The organism is Streptomyces sp. NPDC053069 (assembly GCF_044546895.1).
In the GTDB taxonomy this organism is placed as follows: domain Bacteria; phylum Actinomycetota; class Actinomycetes; order Streptomycetales; family Streptomycetaceae; genus Streptomyces.
Genome location: NZ_JBITZN010000016.1, coordinates 160,630 through 177,383 on the forward strand (window position 1 = coordinate 160,630; position 16,754 = coordinate 177,383).

Here is a 16,754-nt window from a genome sequence, read left to right on the forward strand (position 1 = left end):
CACGGACGCGGCGCCTTCCCCTTCCCTCGCATCCTTCGGCTCACAGGGCACGTACACGGAAGCGACGCCCCGTGCCTCCCCGCGCGGTCGGGCCAAGTGCACTGCAGGACAAGGCCGGTACGGGAGGGGCGGTGTCAGTTCAGTCGCCGTGCTCCCGCCGACGGCACCGCCTCGAACGTGCGCGGGGCCGTGAAGTCCGCTGCTGCGAAGGCCCCGTCGATGGCCTTCGTGAGTGTGTCGACGTCCGTGGCCTCCGCCAGGACGATCGCCGAGCCGCCGAAGCCGCCGCCGGTCATCCGGGCGCCGAGCGCGCCGGCGGACAGGGCCGTGTCGACGACCAGGTCCAGCTCGGGGCAGGAGATGCGGAAGTCGTCGCGCAGCGAGGCATGGCCCTCGGTGAGGACGGGCCCGATCGCCCGGGTCTCGCCCGCGCGGAGGAGTTCCACCACCCGCTCGACCCGCCGGTTCTCCGTCACGATGTGCCGGACCAGGCGGACGACCTCCTCCTCGTCGCCGAGCCGGGCCAGCGCCGCGTCCAGGCCGGCGTACGGGATGTCCCGCAGGGCGTCGACGCCGAGCAGGGCCGCGCCCTTCTCGCAGCCGGCCCGGCGCTTGCCGTACTCGCCGCCGCTGTGCGCGTGCTCGACCCGGGTGTCCACGACGAGCAGGCGCAGGCCCTCGGCCGCGAGGTCGAAGGGGATCTGCTGCTGGGACAGGTCGCGGGTGTCCAGGAAGAGGGCGTGGCCCTGCTCGCAGCAGGCCGACGCCGTCTGGTCCATGATGCCGGTCGGCGCGCCGACGTAGACGTTCTCGGCGCGCTGGCACAGCCGGGCCAGCTTCCAGCCCGGAAGGCCCAGTGCGTAGAGGTCGTTGAGCGCGAGTGCGATCACCACCTCCAGGGCCGCCGACGACGACAGGCCCGCACCCGTCGGGACCGTGGAGGACAGGTGGACGTCCGCGCCGGTGACCTCGTGACCCGCCTCGCGCAGCGCCCAGACCACGCCCGCCGGGTACGCCGTCCAGCCGTCGTCGCCCTGCGGGGTGAGCGCGTCCGGCGACAGTTCCACGATCCCGCCCTCGACGTCCGCCGAGTGCAGGCGCAGGACGCCGTCGGTGCGGCGGGAGACCGCCGCGACCGCCCGGTGCGGCAGCGCGAACGGCATGACGAAACCGTCGTTGTAGTCGGTGTGCTCGCCGATCAGGTTGACCCGGCCCGGGGCCGCCCAGACGCCCTCGGGCTGCGTGCCGTACAGCTCGGTGAAGCGCTCCGCGACCTGCTGTGCCCCCACTAGTGCTCCCTTGTGATGCTCTGCGCGAACTGCCACGCGTCCGCGACGATGCCCGCGAGATCCGCGCGGGTCGGGTTCCAGCCCAGTTTCTCGCGGGCGGTGTCCGCCGAGGCGACCAGGACCGCCGGGTCGCCGCCCCGGCGCGGGGCCACGGTCTCGGGGACCGGGTGGCCGGTGACCTGCCGGACGGTCTCGATGACCTGGCGGACGGAGAAGCCGTTGCCGTTGCCGAGGTTGCAGATCAGGTGCTCGCCCGGCCGCGCGGCCGTCAGGGCCAGCAGGTGGGCCTCGGCCAGGTCGGCGACGTGGATGTAGTCGCGCACACAGGTGCCGTCGGGGGTCGCGTAGTCGTCGCCGTAGACCGAGATCGTGTCGCGGCGGCCCTGGGCGACCTGGAGGACCAGCGGGATGAGGTGCGACTCGGGGTCGTGGCGCTCGCCGTACGCGCCGTAGGCACCGGCCACGTTGAAGTAACGCAGCGAGACCGCCGCCAGGCCGTGGGCGTTCGCCTCGCTGGTGATCATGTGGTCGACGGCCAGCTTGGTGGCGCCGTAGGGGTTCGTCGGCCTCGTGGGGGCGCTCTCCACGATCGGGACCTGCTCCGGCTCGCCGTACGTGGCCGCGGTGGAGGAGAAGACCAGCGTGCGGACGTTCGCCTCGCGCATCGCGCCGAGCAGCGCCATGGAGCCGGCGACGTTGTTGTCCCAGTACTTCTCCGGCTTCACCACCGACTCGCCGACCTGCGAGGACGCGGCGAAGTGCAGCACGCCGCCGTAGGAGGGGTCGAGCCACTTGGCGGCGTCGCGGATGTCGCCCTCGATGAACGCGGCACCCGCCGGGACGCCCTCGCGGAAGCCGGTGGAGAGGTTGTCGAGGACGGTGACCTCGTGGCCGGCCTCCAGCAGATGCTGGGCCACGACACTGCCGACGTAACCCGCGCCACCCGTCACCAGGTACTTCATGAACTCGCTACCTCTCGCAGTCGCTCGGCCGCGCGCTCCGGCGGCACGTCGTTGATGAACACGCTCATGCCGGACTCGGAACCCGCGAGAAACTTCAGCTTGCCGGAAGTGCGGCGGATGGTGAAAAGCTCGAGGTGCAGCGCGAAGTCGTCCCGCGTGATCCCGTCGAACTCCTCCAGCGCACCGAACGGGGCCTGGTGCCAGGCCGCGATGTACGGCGTCGGAAGCTCACCCGCAGCGTTCTCCCCTCCGTCCCGCCCGTCGAAGATCCGGTCGAAGCGCCTCAAGAGTTCCAGATACACCTGGGGAAACTCTGTGCGCGCCGCCTCGTCGAGGGCGAGCAGGTCGGGGACGCGGCGCTTGGGGTACAGGTGGACCTCGTACGGCCAGTGCGCCGCGTACGGCACGAACGCGGCCCAGTGTTCACCCTCAAGGACGACCCGCTCCCCGGCGCGTTCCCGCTCCAGCACGGCGTCGAAGAGGTTCTCGCCGCCGGTGGCCTCCTTGTGCGCGGCGAGCGAGCGGAGCATCAGCGCGGTGCGCGGCGTGGTGAACGGGTAGGCGTAGATCTGCCCGTGCGGGTGGCCCAGGGTCACACCGATCTCGGCACCGCGGTTCTCGAAACAGAAGACCTGCTCGACGGCGGGCAGATGCGACAGCTCCGACGTGCGGTCCGTCCACGCGTCGAGCACCAGCCGCGCCTGCTCGGCGCTCAGGTCCGCGAAGGAGGCGTCGTGGTCGGACGTGAAGCAGACGACCTCGCAGCGGCCCGAGTCGCCGGCGAGGGAGGGGAACCGGTTCTCGAAGACGACGACGTCGTACGACGCGTCCGGGATCTCACTGAGCCGCTCGCCCCGGGTCGGGCACAGCGGGCACTCGTCGGCGGGCGGGTGGTACGTGCGCCCCTGCCGGTGCGAGGCGACGGCGACCGCGTCGCCGAGCAGCAGATCGCGGCGGATCTCGGAGGTGGTGACCGTGCGGTCCAGGGGACGGCGGTCGACGGCGTCGCGCACGGTGTCGTCGCGCAGGTCGTAGTAGATCAGCTCACGACCGTCGGCCAGCCGTGTCGAGGTCTTCTTCAACGCCGGACTCCTCTACGCCCCGCACCCAATCAGCCAACACAATCAAACATAACAGATCACAACCCACCACCGACAGGGATCATCACAATCAAACAAAGAACATCAACAGAAGTGTTCAATTGCTGAACGCGGAGACGTAGGTTCCGCTCTGGATCAGTTCGCGCAACGAAGCGAGTTCTCATGCAAACCCCCACAGACAGCCCCCTGTATCTGGCGGCGGAGCTACGGCTCCCCACCAACTGGCTGGACTACACGATCCTGGCGATCTACTTCGTCGTCGTCCTCGGCATCGGCTTCGCGGCCCGCCGCTCGGTGAAGACCAGCCTCGACTTCTTCCTCTCCGGACGCTCGCTGCCCGCCTGGATCACCGGCCTCGCCTTCATCTCGGCGAACCTGGCGGCCACCGAGATCCTGGGCATGGCCGCGAACAGCGCCCAGTACGGCGCCTACACCGTGCACTGGTACTGGATCGGCGCCATCCCGGCCATGGTCTTCCTGGGCCTGGTGATGATGCCCTTCTACTACGGCAGCAAGGTCCGCTCGGTCCCCGAGTTCCTGCTGCTGCGCTTCGACCGGGCCGCCCACCTGCTCAGTTCGATCCTGTTCGCGTTCGCCGCCATCCTGATCGCGGGCGTCAACCTCTACGCCCTCGCGATCGTCGTCGAGGCGCTGCTCGGCTGGCCCCAGTGGGTCGCCATCGTCGTCGCCGGCGCCTTCGTCCTCGCGTACATCACCCTCGGCGGCCTGTCCTCGGCGATCTACAACGAGGTGCTCCAGTTCTTCGTGATCCTGGCCGCCCTCATCCCGATCACCATCCTCGGCCTGAAGAAGGCCGGCGGCTGGAACGGCCTGACCGACAAGCTCACCGCGAGCCACGGCACGAACTTCACCACCGCGTGGGGCGGCACCGGCATCGGCAGCGCCAACCCGCTGGGCGCCAACTGGCTGACCATCGTCCTGGGCCTGGGCTTCGTCCTCTCCTTCGGCTACTGGACGACCAACTTCGCCGAGGTGCAGCGCGCCCTGTCCGCGAAGAACCTCTCGGCGGGCCGGCGGACCCCGCTGATCGCCGCCTACCCGAAGATCTTCATCGTCTTCCTGGTGATGATCCCCGGCCTGGTCGCGGCGGCCCTCATCCCGAAGTTCGGCACCCCCGGCTCCGGCTACCAGTACAACGACGCCATCCCCTTCCTGATGCAGGAGCTGCTGCCCAACGGCGTACTCGGCATCGCGGTCACCGGACTGCTCGCGGCCTTCATGGCGGGCATGGCGGCGAACGTGTCGTCCTTCAACACGGTGTTCACGACCGACATCTGGGAGAAGTACGTGGTGCCCGGCCGCGAGGACACGTACTACGTCCGCTTCGGCCGCCTGATCACCGTGATCGGCGTCTGCGCGTCCATCGGCACGGCGTTCCTGGCGTCCTCGTTCTCGAACATCATGGCCTACCTGCAGACGCTGTTCTCCTTCTTCAACGTGCCGATGTTCGTCGTGTTCATCGTCGGCATGTTCTGGAAGCGCGCGTCCGCCAAGTCCGGCTTCTGGGGCCTGCTCGCGGGCACCGTGACCGCGATGATCAACTACTTCGTGTTCTACAAGAAGGGGATCATCTCCATCCCCTCCGACCAGGGCGCCAACTTCGTCTCCGCGATCGCGGGCTTCGTCGCCGGTGCGGTCGTGATGGTCGCGGTGTCCCTGTTCACCGAGCCGAAGCCGGCGCAGGAGCTGCAGGGGCTGGTCTACGGCACCCGCTCCCCCGGCATGTCCGAGCCGCCCGCCGCCGGCGACGACGCCTGGTACCGCAAGCCGGCCCTGCTGGGCTGGGGCGCGGTCGTCCTGGCCGCCGCCTGCTACATCCCGTTCTCGTTCTGACGCGGGAGGACCGAGGAAACCATGTCTGAACACCCCGAGCACCCCGACCGTCGCCACCACTACACCGAGGAGGAGGTGGCGCACGAGGTCGCCGAGCTGGAGACCAAGTCGGCGACCGCCGCCCGCATCTTCGACCTGCGCCGCATCATCGGCGGCCTGTTCGTGGTGTACGGCGTCATCGTCACGATCACCGGCATCACCGACTCCCGGTCCGCGATCGACAAGGCCCAGGGCGTCAACATCAACCTCTGGACCGGGATCGGCATGCTCCTGCTGGGCCTCTTCTTCCTGGCCTGGCTGAAGCTGCGGCCCACTCCGCCGCCGCTTCCTCCGGAGGGTCTGCCGGAGGAGAGGCAGGGGGGCTGAAGCAGCCTTCCCGTCCGCGGGTGCGTGGGGGCTGGTCGCGCGGTTCCCCGCGCCCCTTGCGGGGCGCCCCGCCGCCGTGACCTGCGGGCAGTCGCGCCTCCCCCAGTGCGTCAAGGGCCTGGGAGGTACCCCCAGGGGCGGCACGGGTGGACGCCGGGGGTACCCCCAGAGGGGGGCACCCCTCTGGGGGAGGCACCCCGAAAGCGCGGGCAAGCGACTCGACCCCCGGCCGGGACCAGCGCAGGGCGCCTACTCGGGGCCGGACCCCAAAGCCCCCGCCCGGTCCAGCAACCCCGTCCGCGCGGCCAGGGCCGCCGCCTCCAGGCGGGACCCGACACCCAGCTTCATCAGCACCCGCTGGACATGCGTACGGGCCGTACTCGGCGCGATCCCCATCCCCGCCGCGATCAGCCGCGTGTCCTCCCCGTCGGCCACCCGCACCAGCACCTCCACCTCCCGCGGTGTCAGCACCGACAGCAACCGCTGAGCCTCGTCATCGGGCTGCGCGGCAGGATTGAGCAGTTCCCCGAACGCCCCCTGCAGCAACTGCGGGGCCACCGCCGCCTCCCCCGCCCGCGCCTTCATGATCGCCCGCTCGACCCCCTCGATGCGCTCGTCGTGCCGCACGTACCCCGACGCCCCGGCCGCGAACGCCGCCGCGATCCCGCGCGGCGACGGCACCGGGCCGAGCACCAGCACCGCCACCTGCGGCCGCTCCCGCTTGATCTTCACCACCGGGTCGAACACGCCCGGTTCGGCCGGCGCCGCCGTACCCAGCAGGCACACCTCGGGCGCCCGCGCGATCACCAGATCCGCCGCGCCCGCGGCCGGTGCCGCCGCGGCGAGCACCCGGTGCCCGCGCAGCTTGAGCGCCGACGCCAGCGCCTCCGCGAGCAGGCGATGGTCGTCGACGACCATGAGCCGCACTCCCATAGAGCAACCCCCCAGTCCCCCCCATGGATGCCCCACTATGGACGCCCACCGGTCCGCAAGGACAGAGGGCCCCCCGGCACCTCCGCCCTCCATATGCCCCCCGGAAGCTACACGCTTGTTCGACGTCGCGCTGCCCCTCTTGATGAGAAGTGCCCCGGATCGATGAAATCCGGGGCACTTCTCGGTATGTCACCCATTCGGGCGAGACCTGCTGCGGCAGCGGCTCGGCGTCAGCCGCCCGCGCCGAAGACCAGCACCAGGTCCTCCTTGCCGATCGACGACATGCCCTTCCGTTTGGCGAAGACCTGCGCCATGTAGAGGCGGCCGTCGCGGAAGAGCATCTCGTCGCTGTCGGGCAGCAGGTTGCTCTCCGTCTCCCGCACGCTCCTCGTGTCGGGGTTCGCCAGCAGCTTGGTCGCCTTGAAGCTGCCGCCGTCGAGGCTGACGACCTGACCGCCCTGCTTGTACGTCGGCGGCTTGTAGGCGAGCAGATTGCTCCCGTCCATGCGCAGCGGGAAGAGCGTGGTGTCCTCGCCGGCCTCGGCGCGCTGGCCGGTCGGCTTCCCGGTGGTCAGGTCGAAGGAAACGATCTCGTTGGTCTCGCTGAGGGCGTCGCCGGAGCCTTCGTGCTCCTCGGTCGGCAGATACAGCTTGCCGTTTCCGACGACGATGCCGTGGCAGTCCTCGAAGCGGGTGATGCCGTCGCATTTGCCGGCGTAGTTGTCGGACGGCGCGGAGATGTGAGCGAGCAGCCTGCCCGTCTTGTTGTCGATGGAGAAGTAGTCCGAGACCTGGGTGCTGTCGCCCACGGCGGCGGCCACCACCAGCGGGTCGGTGGAGACGACGGAGGCTTCGTCGATGCCCGGGTCCATCTTGTACTCGGAGATCACCTTCCCCGTCTTCGGATCGAGGTTCTGGATGAGCAGCCGCGGGTTGTCGACGTCTCCGCAGCTGCGCACCGCGACCAGTTTGGCGCCACCGCCGTATCCCTCGTCGTTGCAGTCGTCGCCCTGCTTCGGCAGCCACAGCGGCTTGCCGGAGTCGATGTCGAAGGCGGCACCGCCTTCGCTGTCGCCGACCGCGACGGTGCGCTGACCGACCGTCACGTTCTGGTAGTTGACCGGGTAGTCGCCGGCCTTGACCGTCTTCGTCCACAGCTTGGTGCCGGCGTCGAGATCGAGCGCGGCGATCTGCGTGCATCCCGCGAAGTGGTTCTTCGTGTCCCACTTCGGCTGGTAGGTGATCGCGGTCCGGCCGTCCGAGGTGACCTGCTTGCTGGCCGCGCAGACCGGACCGGGCAGCTTGATCGTCCACAGCTTGGTGCCCTTGACCGGGTCGTAACCGGCGATCTCGGCGACGCCGCTCTTGGCGTACACCTTGTCGGTCAGCCATGAACCCACGGTGCTCACCGTGTCGTTCGTGACGGGCAGCGGAACCTCGAACAGCACCTTGGCGGCGGGGTCGGCCGGCACCTTCTCCTTGCCGCCGCCCGTGCCGCCGCTGCCGCCCTTGCCGCCGCTGGAGGAGGCGGTGCCGTGCGTCTTGCCGTCGTCGCCGGAGGAGTGGGCGTACCAGATGCCGCCGGTCACGATCAGCGCGATGGCGACGACGGCCGCGACGACGATGAACAGCACCGTGTTGTTCCGCCCGCCGCCGCTCTGCCCCGGCTGCGTCTGAACCGGCACGGTCGGCGGCTGACCCGGATAGCCGTAACCCGGCTGCCCTGGCTGCGCGTACGGGTTCTGCGGCTGGCCGTAGGCAGAAGGCTGCTGGCCGTGGGCCGGAGGCTGCTGGCCGTACGGGTTCTGCTGAGCGCCGGGGTAGCCGTACCCGGGCTGGGGCGGCTGCGGCTGCGGGGCCGGAGCGGCCTGCGGGTAGCCGTAGCCGGGCTGCGGCTGAGGGGGCTGCGGAGGCTGCTGCGGCGGCTGCGGCGGTGGGCTCGGGGGGCCGAAACCGGGCTGCTGCGGGGGCTGGTTCGGCGGCGGAGGGGGCGGCTGCGTCATGGGGTGGGCACCTCGGTGAGGCCGGAAAAGCCGTATGGCATCGGGGACTTGGGACGGGCGGCGGAAGCCGGAACGGCGGCTCAGTTGCCGAAAGCCATGATCAGCTTCTCCTTCGCCTGGTCGCTGCCGGACAGCCGGCCGGTGGAGATGAAGAACCGCCCGTCGGCCCAGTCCACGACGGCGTCGAAGAAGGTGTCCTCGATCTGGGCCGTGCCCTGCGGGTTCTGCAGCAGCCTCGTGGTCCGGGGGGAGGAGCCGGTGGCCGGGATCGACACCACCTGGCCGCCCGCGTCGTACGACGGCTGCACATACGCGACGAGCTTGCCGCCCTCGGTCTTCACCGGGTACATCGGCTCGTCGGCCGGGGACTTGACCCGCCACCTCGCCCTGCCGTCGGCCAGGCTGATCGCGACGATCTCGTTGGCACTGCTGGTGGCGTCCGTCGGCAGGTACAGCGTGTCGGCGCCCACGGCGACGCCCTGGCAGCCCTGCAGATCGCGTTCGAGGACCGCCCAGCCGCAGCGGGGGGCGAACTTCTCGTCGACCTTGACCTCCGAACGGAACTTGCCGTCCTTGGTGAACGTGGAGATGTTCCACGCCTTCTTGTCCTCGTTGGTCAGATACAGCACCAGCGGGTCGACGGAGAACGCCCGGGTGACCTGCCAGCCCTTCTTGACCGGCTGCGACCAGCGCACCTTGCCGGTGGCCGGGTCCAGTTCCTGGATCTCGTCGTGCTCGTTGCTGCCGCCCGCGCCGCAGGAGGACACCTGGATCAGCCGGCCGGTGCCGCCCGCGTACGCGGCCGGGAAGCAGGCCGCGCCGTACTTCTCCTTGTCGTACAGCTTCTTGCCGCTGTCGATGTCGTACGCCGTGCCCGACTCCGAACGTCCCACCATGAGCGTCTTGCCGCTCACGGTCAGCTCGACGTTGAGCGCGCTGTCGAACAGCCCGCCGTCGGCGACCTTCGTGCTCCAGCCCTTCTCACCGGTGGCCAGGTCGATCTGCTGCAGCTGGTTGCACTTGGCGTGGTCGCTGACACCGCTCATGTACGCCACGACGACCTTGTCGTCGGCCGACTTCTGCGGGGTGACCGCGCAGATCTTCTGCGGGAAGGAGACCGGGGACCACGCCGGCTTGCCGTCACCGACGCCGTAGGCGAAGACCTGCTTGTACGCCGCCTTCACCACCGCCTTGTCCGTGACCCACATGCCGGGCGCCTCGGCGCCGGTACGAGGGGCGTCCGGCGCCGACTGGTACCAGAGCACCTTCGCCTCACCGGCCCGCCGGCCCTCGTTGAGGTTCTCCGGGTCGTCACCGCCGCCCGACGGGCTCGGCGTGCCGGAGGCGGAGTGCTTGGGGTCGTCGCTCTGCTGGGCGACGGGCTTCTTCCTGCCGCCGCCGTCGCCCGAAAACGCGTACACCGTGCCGCCGATGACCAGCAGCGCGGCCACCGCGGCACCGATGATCAGCGCGGGCTTCGTCCTCGACGCCGGCGAACCGCCGGGCGCGGCGCCGGGCATGCCCGGATACGGCGGCTGCTGCGGATACCCGAAACCGGGCTGGGGCGCCGCCCCGTAGGGGCCCGGCTGCTGCGGCGGGTGGCCGTAGGGGCCCGGGGCGCCGTACGGACCCGGCTGCTGGGGGTAGCCGTAGCCGGGCTGGGGCTGCTGCGGCGGGGCGGCGGGCGGCTGGGCCGGCGGCGGGGGTGCGGGAGGCACACCGGGGGCGCCCTGGGGAGCGCCCGGGGTGCTCTGCGGGGCGCCGAAACCGCCCTGCGCCGGTGGCGTCTGCGGGGCTCCGAAACCGCCACCCTGCGGCGGCTGGTCCTGCGGCGCTCCGAATCCGCCCTGCGGCGGTTGGTTGGGCGGCTGAGTCATCAGCGCTCTTCCCCCTCGTTCACTGATTTTTAGCCACGCCCTGAGGTTCTTGACGGACCCTGGGTCGTTACTCAGACAGTTCTCAGACGGCCCTTTCTATCACCCGGCACCGACAGCACAGCGGCTCGGATCCGCCGCTGTTCCCAAGGGACGACCGGGCCGTGATGCCTCCGTTACGCGCCTTCACGCCCCCTTCACGCGGCGCACGCAACAGCGGCGCGCGCCGGGGGCGTTGCACAGTGAGGCGGGCGTGGGCGGTGGCTGGTTCACACCGCGGGGCGGGCGGTCACGGTTCGCGCCTCGGGAGCGGGGCGCGGGCGCGGCAGGGGAGCGGGCGTGAACGTGGGAGCGGGCGCGAGGTGCTGTGCCGATGCGTACGCGGGTTGCGCGCACCGCGCGTTGGGGAGCGCACGCCGAGCGCGAACACCGCTCCCGACGGCGCGCAAGCCCCTGCCCGGCGTCGCCCGTGACCGCGCGCGAACCTCGGCCCGAGCGCCGTACCCGGCGGCGCGCACGCCCACGACTCACGCCGGCGCCAACCCCCTCGCGCCCGCGCAGCCCCACCCGCGACCGCGCCCGAACTCCCCGCTACGCGTCCTCCGCCAACTCCAGCCAGCGCATTTCCAGTTCCTCGCGCTCACCGGCGAGGTCGCGCAGCTGGGCGTCCAGATCGGCGACCTTCGCGAAGTCGGTGGCGTTCTCGGCGATCTGGGCGTGCAGCTTGGTCTCCTTCTCGGAGATCTTGTCCAACTGCCGCTCGATCTTCTGGAGTTCCTTCTTGGCGGCACGCTGGTCGGCCGCGCTCTTCTCCGGTGCGGCCGGCCTGGGTGCCGCGGCGGCGGCCTGCGCGGCGACCGCCTCCTCCATCCGCTGCCGCCGCTCCAGGTACTCGTCGATGCCGCGCGGCAGCATCCGCAGGATGCCGTCGCCGAGGAGGGCGAAGACCCGGTCCGTGGTGCGCTCGACGAAGAACCGGTCGTGGGAGATGACGATCATCGAGCCGGGCCAGCCGTCGAGGACGTCCTCGAGCTGGGTGAGGGTCTCGATGTCGAGGTCGTTGGTGGGCTCGTCCAGGAAGAGGACGTTGGGCTCGTCCATGAGGAGCCGCAGCAGCTGCAGCCGGCGGCGCTCACCACCCGACAGATCCCCGACCGGCGTCCACTGCTTCTCCTTGCCGAAGCCGAACGTCTCGCACAGCTGCCCGGCGGTCATCTCGCGCCCCTTGCCGAGGTCGACGCGCTCGCGGACCCGCTGCACGGCCTCCAGGACCCGCCAGGCGGGGTCGAGTTCGGCGACCTCCTGGGAGAGGTAGGCGAGCTTGACGGTCCTGCCGACGGCGATGCGCCCACCGGCCGGCTGCTCCTCGCCCTCGGTGCGCGCGGCCGCGGCCATGGCCCGCAGCAGCGAGGTCTTCCCGGCGCCGTTGACGCCGACGAGGCCGATCCGGTCGCCCGGCCCGAGCTGCCAGGTGACGTGCTTGAGCAGCACCTTGGGCCCGGCCTGCACGGTGACGTCCTCCAGGTCGAAGACGGTCCTGCCGAGCCGCGAGGAGGCGAACTTCATCAGCTCGGAGCTGTCCCGGGGCGGCGGCACGTCCGCGATCAGCTCGTTGGCGGCCTCGACCCGGAAGCGCGGCTTGGACGTACGGGCGGGTGCCCCGCGCCGCAGCCAGGCCAGCTCCTTACGGATCAGGTTCTGCCGCTTGGCCTCTTCCGTGGCGGCGATCCGCTCGCGCTCGGCACGCGCGAAGACGTAGTCGGAGTAGCCGCCCTCGTACTCGTACACGTCTCCGCGCTGCACGTCCCACATGCGGGTGCAGACCTGGTCCAGGAACCACCGGTCGTGCGTGACGCACACCAGGGCCGAGCGCCGGTTCTGCAGGTGCCGGGCGAGCCAGGCGATGCCCTCGACGTCGAGGTGGTTGGTGGGCTCGTCGAGGACGATCAGGTCCTGTTCCTCGATGAGCAGCTTGGCCAGCGCGATACGGCGCCGCTCGCCACCGGAGAGGGGACCGATGACCGTGTCGAGCCCCTTCGGGAACCCGGGCAGGTCCAGCCCGCCGAACAGCCCGGTCAGGACATCCCTCACCTTGGCGTTGCCCGCCCACTCGTGGTCGGCCATGTCGCCGATGACCTCGTGGCGGACGGTGGCGGCGGGGTCGAGGGAGTCGTGCTGGGTCAGCACACCGATGCGCAGCCCGCCGGAGTGGGTGACCCGCCCGGTGTCCGCCTCCTCCAGCTTGGCGAGCATCCGGATGAGGGTGGTCTTGCCGTCGCCGTTGCGCCCGACGACTCCGATCCGGTCCCCCTCCTGCACGCCGAGCGAGACGCCGTCCAGCAGGGCACGGGTGCCGTACACCTTGCTGACGTTCTCGACATTGACCAGGTTGACGGCCATTTCACTCCTGTGCGCGGGGGTCGGTCAGCCTTCTAGCGTAGGGCCTGCGGGGGTGAGGGCGGGGCGCGAGGAGGTTGTCACTCTTTGTGATGACGTGATCAGGAAACGGCCGCTACCGTGGAGGGCAGGCACCAGGACCTTGTCCATGGGAGGCACCATGACAGCCCAGCCTGCTGAGCAGCCGGGATGGCGGATGCCCCCGATGGACGGCTACACAGTCGACGACATGCTCACCATGCCCGATCTCCCGCCGCACACCGAGCTGATCGACGGGAGCCTGGTCCTCGCGAGCCCGCAGCGCTACTTCCACTTCGCCACGATCGACCTGCTGGTGGCCGGCCTGCGAGGCCCGCGACCGGCTCACGAAGACGCACAAATACGCCGCAGCGGGCATCCAGTACTACTGGCTGGTCGAGATGACCGAGCCGGATCAGTACCCCTCCGTCGAGGTCTTCGAGCTGTCGGTGGACACGGGCATGTACCAGTCGATCGGCCTCTACCGGGGACCGCGTCAAGGTCGACAAGCCCTACCCCATCGACATCGACCTGACCGCCACTGACAACCTCTGAGCCCTGCCCTCAGAGAACCGTCGCCCCCGCCACCGCCCCCGCCGCCTTCCGCACCGCCCTGCACGTCCCCGACCCCCGCAGGGCCTGGGCCACCTTCTCCGCCGACTCGGCATCCCGGGCGAGGAACGCCGTCGTAGGCCCGGACCCGGAGACCAGCGCGGCGAGCGCGCCCGCCCCGCGCCCCGCCTCCAGCGTGTCCGCCAGTTCCGGGAACAAGGACAGCGCGGCGGGCTGAAGGTCATTGGACACGGCCGCCGCCAGCGCCTCCGCGTCCCCCTTCGCCAGCGCCTCCAGCAGCTCCGCCGAAGCCACCGGCTCCGGGATCTCCCGCCCCTCGGCAAGCCGGTCGAACTCACGGAAGACCGCCGGGGTCGACAGCCCCCGCTCGGCCATCGCGAACACCCAGTGGAAGGTGCCGCCGGCCTCCAGGACCGTCAGCTGCTCCCCGCGCCCGACTCCGAGCGCCGCGCCGCCCACCAGGCTGAACGGCACATCGCTGCCCAGCTCGGCGCAGATCGCGAGAAGCTCGGCCCTGGAAGCGCCCGCACCCCACAGCGTGTTGCAGGCGAGCAGTGCGCCCGCGCCGTCCGCGCTGCCGCCCGCCATGCCGCCGGCGACCGGGATGTCCTTGGCGATGTGGATGTGGACGTCCGGCTCGATGCCCCGGCGCCCGGCGAGGGCGATGGCCGCGCGCGCGGCGAGGTTGGTGCGGTCCAGGGGGACCTGGTCGGCGTCCGGGCCCTCGCAGGTGATCCGGAGTTCCTCCGCGGGGGTCACCGTCACCTCGTCGTACAGGCCGACGGCGAGGAAGACGTTGGCGAGGTCGTGGAACCCGTCCGCGCGGGCTGCGCCGACCGCGAGCTGGACGTTGACCTTGGCCGGTACCCGTACCGTGACGCTCACTTGCCGCTCTCCTTGTGTTCCGCGATCCGCGCGAACTCCTCCACCGTCAGCGACTCCCCGCGCGCCTGCGGCGAGACCCCGGCCGCGACCAGGGCGGCCTCGGCGGCAGCGGCGGAGCCGGCCCAGCCGGCCAGTGCCGCCCGCAGGGTCTTGCGGCGCTGTGCGAAGGCCGCGTCGACGACGGCGAAGACCTCGGACTTGGAGGCGGTCGTCTTGATCGGCTCGGTCCGCCGCACCAGCGACACCAGTCCGCTGTCGACGTTCGGCGCGGGCCAGAAGACGTTGCGGCCGATCGCCCCGGCCCGCTTCACCTCGGCGTACCAGTTCGCCTTCACCGACGGCACGCCGTACACCTTGTTGCCGGGCGCGGCGGCCAGCCGGTCGGCGACCTCGGACTGCACCATGACGAGGGTCCGTTCGATGCTCGGGAAGGTGTCGAGCATGTGCAGCAGCACGGGGACGGCGACGTTGTAGGGGAGGTTCGCCACCAGCGCCGTCGGCGGGGGGCCGGGCAGCTCGGTGACGTGCATCGCGTCGGAGTGGACCAGCGCGAACCGGTCGGCGCGCGCCGGCATGCGCGCCCCGATGGTGGCGGGCAGGGCCGCGGCGAGTACGTCATCGATCTCGACGGCGGTGACCCGGTCGGCGGCCTCCAGCAGCGCGAGCGTGAGGGAGCCGAGCCCCGGGCCGACCTCGACGACCACGTCGTCGGGGCGGACCTCGGCGGTGCGCACGATACGGCGGACCGTGTTGGCGTCGATCACGAAGTTCTGGCCGCGCTGCTTGGTGGGACGGACACCGAGCGCTGCCGCGAGCTCACGGATGTCGGCGGGGCCGAGGAGGGCGTCGGGGGTGGGGCTGCTCACGGGACAAGGGTACGGGGGTCTGCCCGGGCGGGTTGCCAGGTGCCCGCTGCCGCGGCCGGCCGGGGCGGGCCCCGGCGACGGCGAGCCCTTCCCCGGCGCTATCCCCGCAGCCGCGCCCCGCAATGCGGCCAGGGCGTCGACCCGCGGCGCACGTACAGCTTCTTCGCGCGGAAGGTCTGTTCGGCCTCCGGTGCGTCCTGCGGGCGTCCGGTGCCGCCGAGGCTGTGCCATGTGCGCGCGTCGAACTGGTAGAGGCCGCCGTACGTCCCCGAGGGGTCGACCGCGTTCGGGCGGCCGCCGGACTCGCAGGTGGCGAGGCCGTGCCAGTTCAGGTGGTCGGCGCCGGCCACGGAGGGCGGCAGCGGCTTGGTGCCCACCTTCACGATCTGCTTGCGCGGCTTGCGCACCACCTCGGAGGTCTCCCGGCGCGGCTTCTCCCGGACGCCGTTGACGATGCGCAGCAGGTAGGTGTCGCGCCGTAGCCCGGGCTGCCCCGCCTGTGCGACGACCTCGGTGCCCTTGAAGAGGGTGGGGTCCTCGGTGCGCTCGACCGCGAACGGGATCTGTTCCTCGCGGACCTCCCGGGTGCCGCTGACCCGCAGCACGGTCACCGTCTGCCCGTCACGCGGAAAGCTGTCGAGCGGCACGGAGGTGATGTCCTCGCCGTGCAGCCCGATCCCGGCCTCTCCGATGACCTCGCGGACGGTGGCCGCGTTGGTGCGGATGGTGCGGGTGCGGCCGTCGGCCATGACCGTGACGGCGCGCTCGGTGCGCACGTCGAGCGTGAGCCCGGCGCGTCCGATGCTCCGGGAGGGCGAGGTGGACAGGTACGCGCCCTCCGCGCGCACCCCCAGCTCGTCGAGCGCTCCTTCCACCGTGTGCGCCGTCGTCCACACCTCGTGCTGCTGGCCGTCCAGGGTGAGCCGGACGGGGCGCCCGTAGCGCACGGCGACCGTGTCACCGCTGGCGAGCGGGGTGCCGGGGGCGGGCGCGATCAGGTCGTGCGCTCCCACGGGCACGCGCTCATCGGCGAGCAGCTCGCTGACGTCGTCGGCGAAGGTGTGCAGGGTGCGCTGTTTGCCGTCGACGGTCAGCTCGACCGCCTTGTCCTTGGCGACGAACGCGGTGGTGCCGCCGGCGAGGAAGGCCACGACCAGCGCCTGGGGCAGCAGACGGCGCACGGCGGACTCCGGGCGCTCGGCGCAGCGCCCCCTGCGCCGGCGCGCGGCCCGCCCGCCCACGCCGGCGAGCGTCTCGGGTCCGCCCGCCCCTTCTTCGTCCGGCGCGCTCCGGTCCTGCGGCGCGCTCCGGGCCTGCGGCACGCTCCCGGTCTGCTGCGCGCGCCCGCCCTGCCGCGGCAGCAGCGGCTCGGTGACGAAGTACGCCTGCGCCTCGTAGGCGGGCCGGTAGGTGTCCTCGTACAGCGCGTACGGCTGGGTGTCCGCGGTGTACACGGAGGCGCCGGGGCCGTACGGCTCGTACGGCCACCATGTCTCGAACGTCTCGTACTGCGACTTGCTCACGCCGACACGCTCCAGAGGTGCCAGAGGGGTCCGGATCGGGCCCCCAGAACCTAGCGGAGCGACCGTCACTCTCCAAAGCGACGCGACTGCGTACTGTTGCCCGCCGAGTGT

12 protein-coding genes and 1 pseudogene are annotated in these 16,754 nt (G+C 71.2%); 3 read left to right on the plus strand and 10 right to left on the minus strand.

Annotation, left to right across the window (positions count from 1 at the left end; translation table 11 throughout):
• Nucleotides 1–134: 134 nt before the first annotated feature.
• The 3 genes from galK to galT are packed head-to-tail and all read right to left on the minus strand — an operon-like array spanning nucleotide 135 to nucleotide 3,333.
• Nucleotides 135–1,289, minus strand: coding sequence for a galactokinase (galK, locus tag ACIGXP_RS31670; protein ID WP_399774173.1), 1,155 nt, complete (start codon nucleotides 1,287–1,289; stop codon nucleotides 135–137).
• Nucleotides 1,289–2,251, minus strand: coding sequence for a UDP-glucose 4-epimerase GalE (gene galE / locus ACIGXP_RS31675; RefSeq protein WP_363216754.1), 963 nt, complete (start codon nucleotides 2,249–2,251; stop codon nucleotides 1,289–1,291). Before galE ends, galK begins: the two co-directional genes overlap by 1 nt.
• Complete coding sequence (gene galT / locus ACIGXP_RS31680) at nucleotides 2,248–3,333, minus strand: galactose-1-phosphate uridylyltransferase (RefSeq protein WP_399774177.1); 1,086 nt, start codon at nucleotides 3,331–3,333, stop codon at nucleotides 2,248–2,250. Before galT ends, galE begins: the two co-directional genes overlap by 4 nt.
• Nucleotides 3,334–3,513: 180 nt before the next feature.
• On the opposite strand from galT, the gene ACIGXP_RS31685 reads away from it, so the two are divergent.
• The gene (locus ACIGXP_RS31685; protein ID WP_363216756.1) at nucleotides 3,514–5,205 is read left to right on the plus strand and encodes a sodium:solute symporter family protein; all 1,692 of its coding nucleotides are present in this window, start codon (nucleotides 3,514–3,516) and stop codon (nucleotides 5,203–5,205) included.
• A gap of 21 nt (nucleotides 5,206–5,226) precedes the next feature.
• Nucleotides 5,227–5,571: a hypothetical protein gene (locus ACIGXP_RS31690; protein WP_399774180.1), complete on the plus strand. Its 345-nt coding sequence runs from the start codon at nucleotides 5,227–5,229 to the stop codon at nucleotides 5,569–5,571.
• A 249-nt stretch (nucleotides 5,572–5,820) separates the two neighbouring features.
• Here the strand turns inward: ACIGXP_RS31690 and ACIGXP_RS31695 are convergent, their stop codons facing one another.
• The 4 genes from ACIGXP_RS31695 to ACIGXP_RS31710 form a co-directional block, all read right to left on the minus strand.
• Nucleotides 5,821–6,504, minus strand: a complete 684-nt coding sequence (locus ACIGXP_RS31695; RefSeq protein WP_363216758.1) for a response regulator transcription factor — start codon at nucleotides 6,502–6,504, stop codon at nucleotides 5,821–5,823.
• A gap of 230 nt (nucleotides 6,505–6,734) precedes the next feature.
• Nucleotides 6,735–8,507, minus strand: a complete 1,773-nt coding sequence (locus ACIGXP_RS31700; protein ID WP_399774185.1) for a PQQ-binding-like beta-propeller repeat protein — start codon at nucleotides 8,505–8,507, stop codon at nucleotides 6,735–6,737.
• Between the two features lie 80 nt (nucleotides 8,508–8,587).
• Nucleotides 8,588–10,384 carry a PQQ-binding-like beta-propeller repeat protein gene (locus ACIGXP_RS31705; protein WP_399774188.1) on the minus strand — a complete coding sequence of 599 codons (1,797 nt, stop codon included), beginning with the start codon at nucleotides 10,382–10,384 and terminating at the stop codon, nucleotides 8,588–8,590.
• A gap of 588 nt (nucleotides 10,385–10,972) precedes the next feature.
• A complete protein-coding gene (locus ACIGXP_RS31710; protein WP_399774190.1) occupies nucleotides 10,973–12,781 on the minus strand; it encodes an ABC-F family ATP-binding cassette domain-containing protein in 1,809 nt (602 codons plus the stop codon).
• Nucleotides 12,782–12,938: 157 nt separating this feature from the next.
• Between ACIGXP_RS31710 and ACIGXP_RS31715 the strand changes: the two are divergent.
• Nucleotides 12,939–13,351 (plus strand): annotated as a pseudogene (locus tag ACIGXP_RS31715) (hypothetical protein).
• Nucleotides 13,352–13,360: 9 nt separating this feature from the next.
• On the opposite strand, the gene ACIGXP_RS31720 reads toward ACIGXP_RS31715, so the two are convergent.
• From ACIGXP_RS31720 to ACIGXP_RS31730, 3 genes are all read right to left on the minus strand, one after another.
• Entirely contained in the window at nucleotides 13,361–14,254 is an 894-nt protein-coding gene (locus tag ACIGXP_RS31720) for a 4-(cytidine 5'-diphospho)-2-C-methyl-D-erythritol kinase (RefSeq protein WP_399774193.1), read from the minus strand.
• Nucleotides 14,251–15,120, minus strand: a complete 870-nt coding sequence (gene rsmA, locus ACIGXP_RS31725; RefSeq protein WP_363216764.1) for a 16S rRNA (adenine(1518)-N(6)/adenine(1519)-N(6))-dimethyltransferase RsmA — start codon at nucleotides 15,118–15,120, stop codon at nucleotides 14,251–14,253. The genes ACIGXP_RS31720 and rsmA overlap by 4 nt, the downstream gene beginning before the upstream one ends.
• Before the next feature lie 98 nt (nucleotides 15,121–15,218).
• Nucleotides 15,219–16,643 (minus strand): ubiquitin-like domain-containing protein, encoded by a 1,425-nt coding sequence (locus ACIGXP_RS31730; RefSeq protein ID WP_399774197.1) that lies wholly within the window; start codon nucleotides 16,641–16,643, stop codon nucleotides 15,219–15,221.
• Between the last annotated feature and the right edge of the window lie 111 nt (nucleotides 16,644–16,754).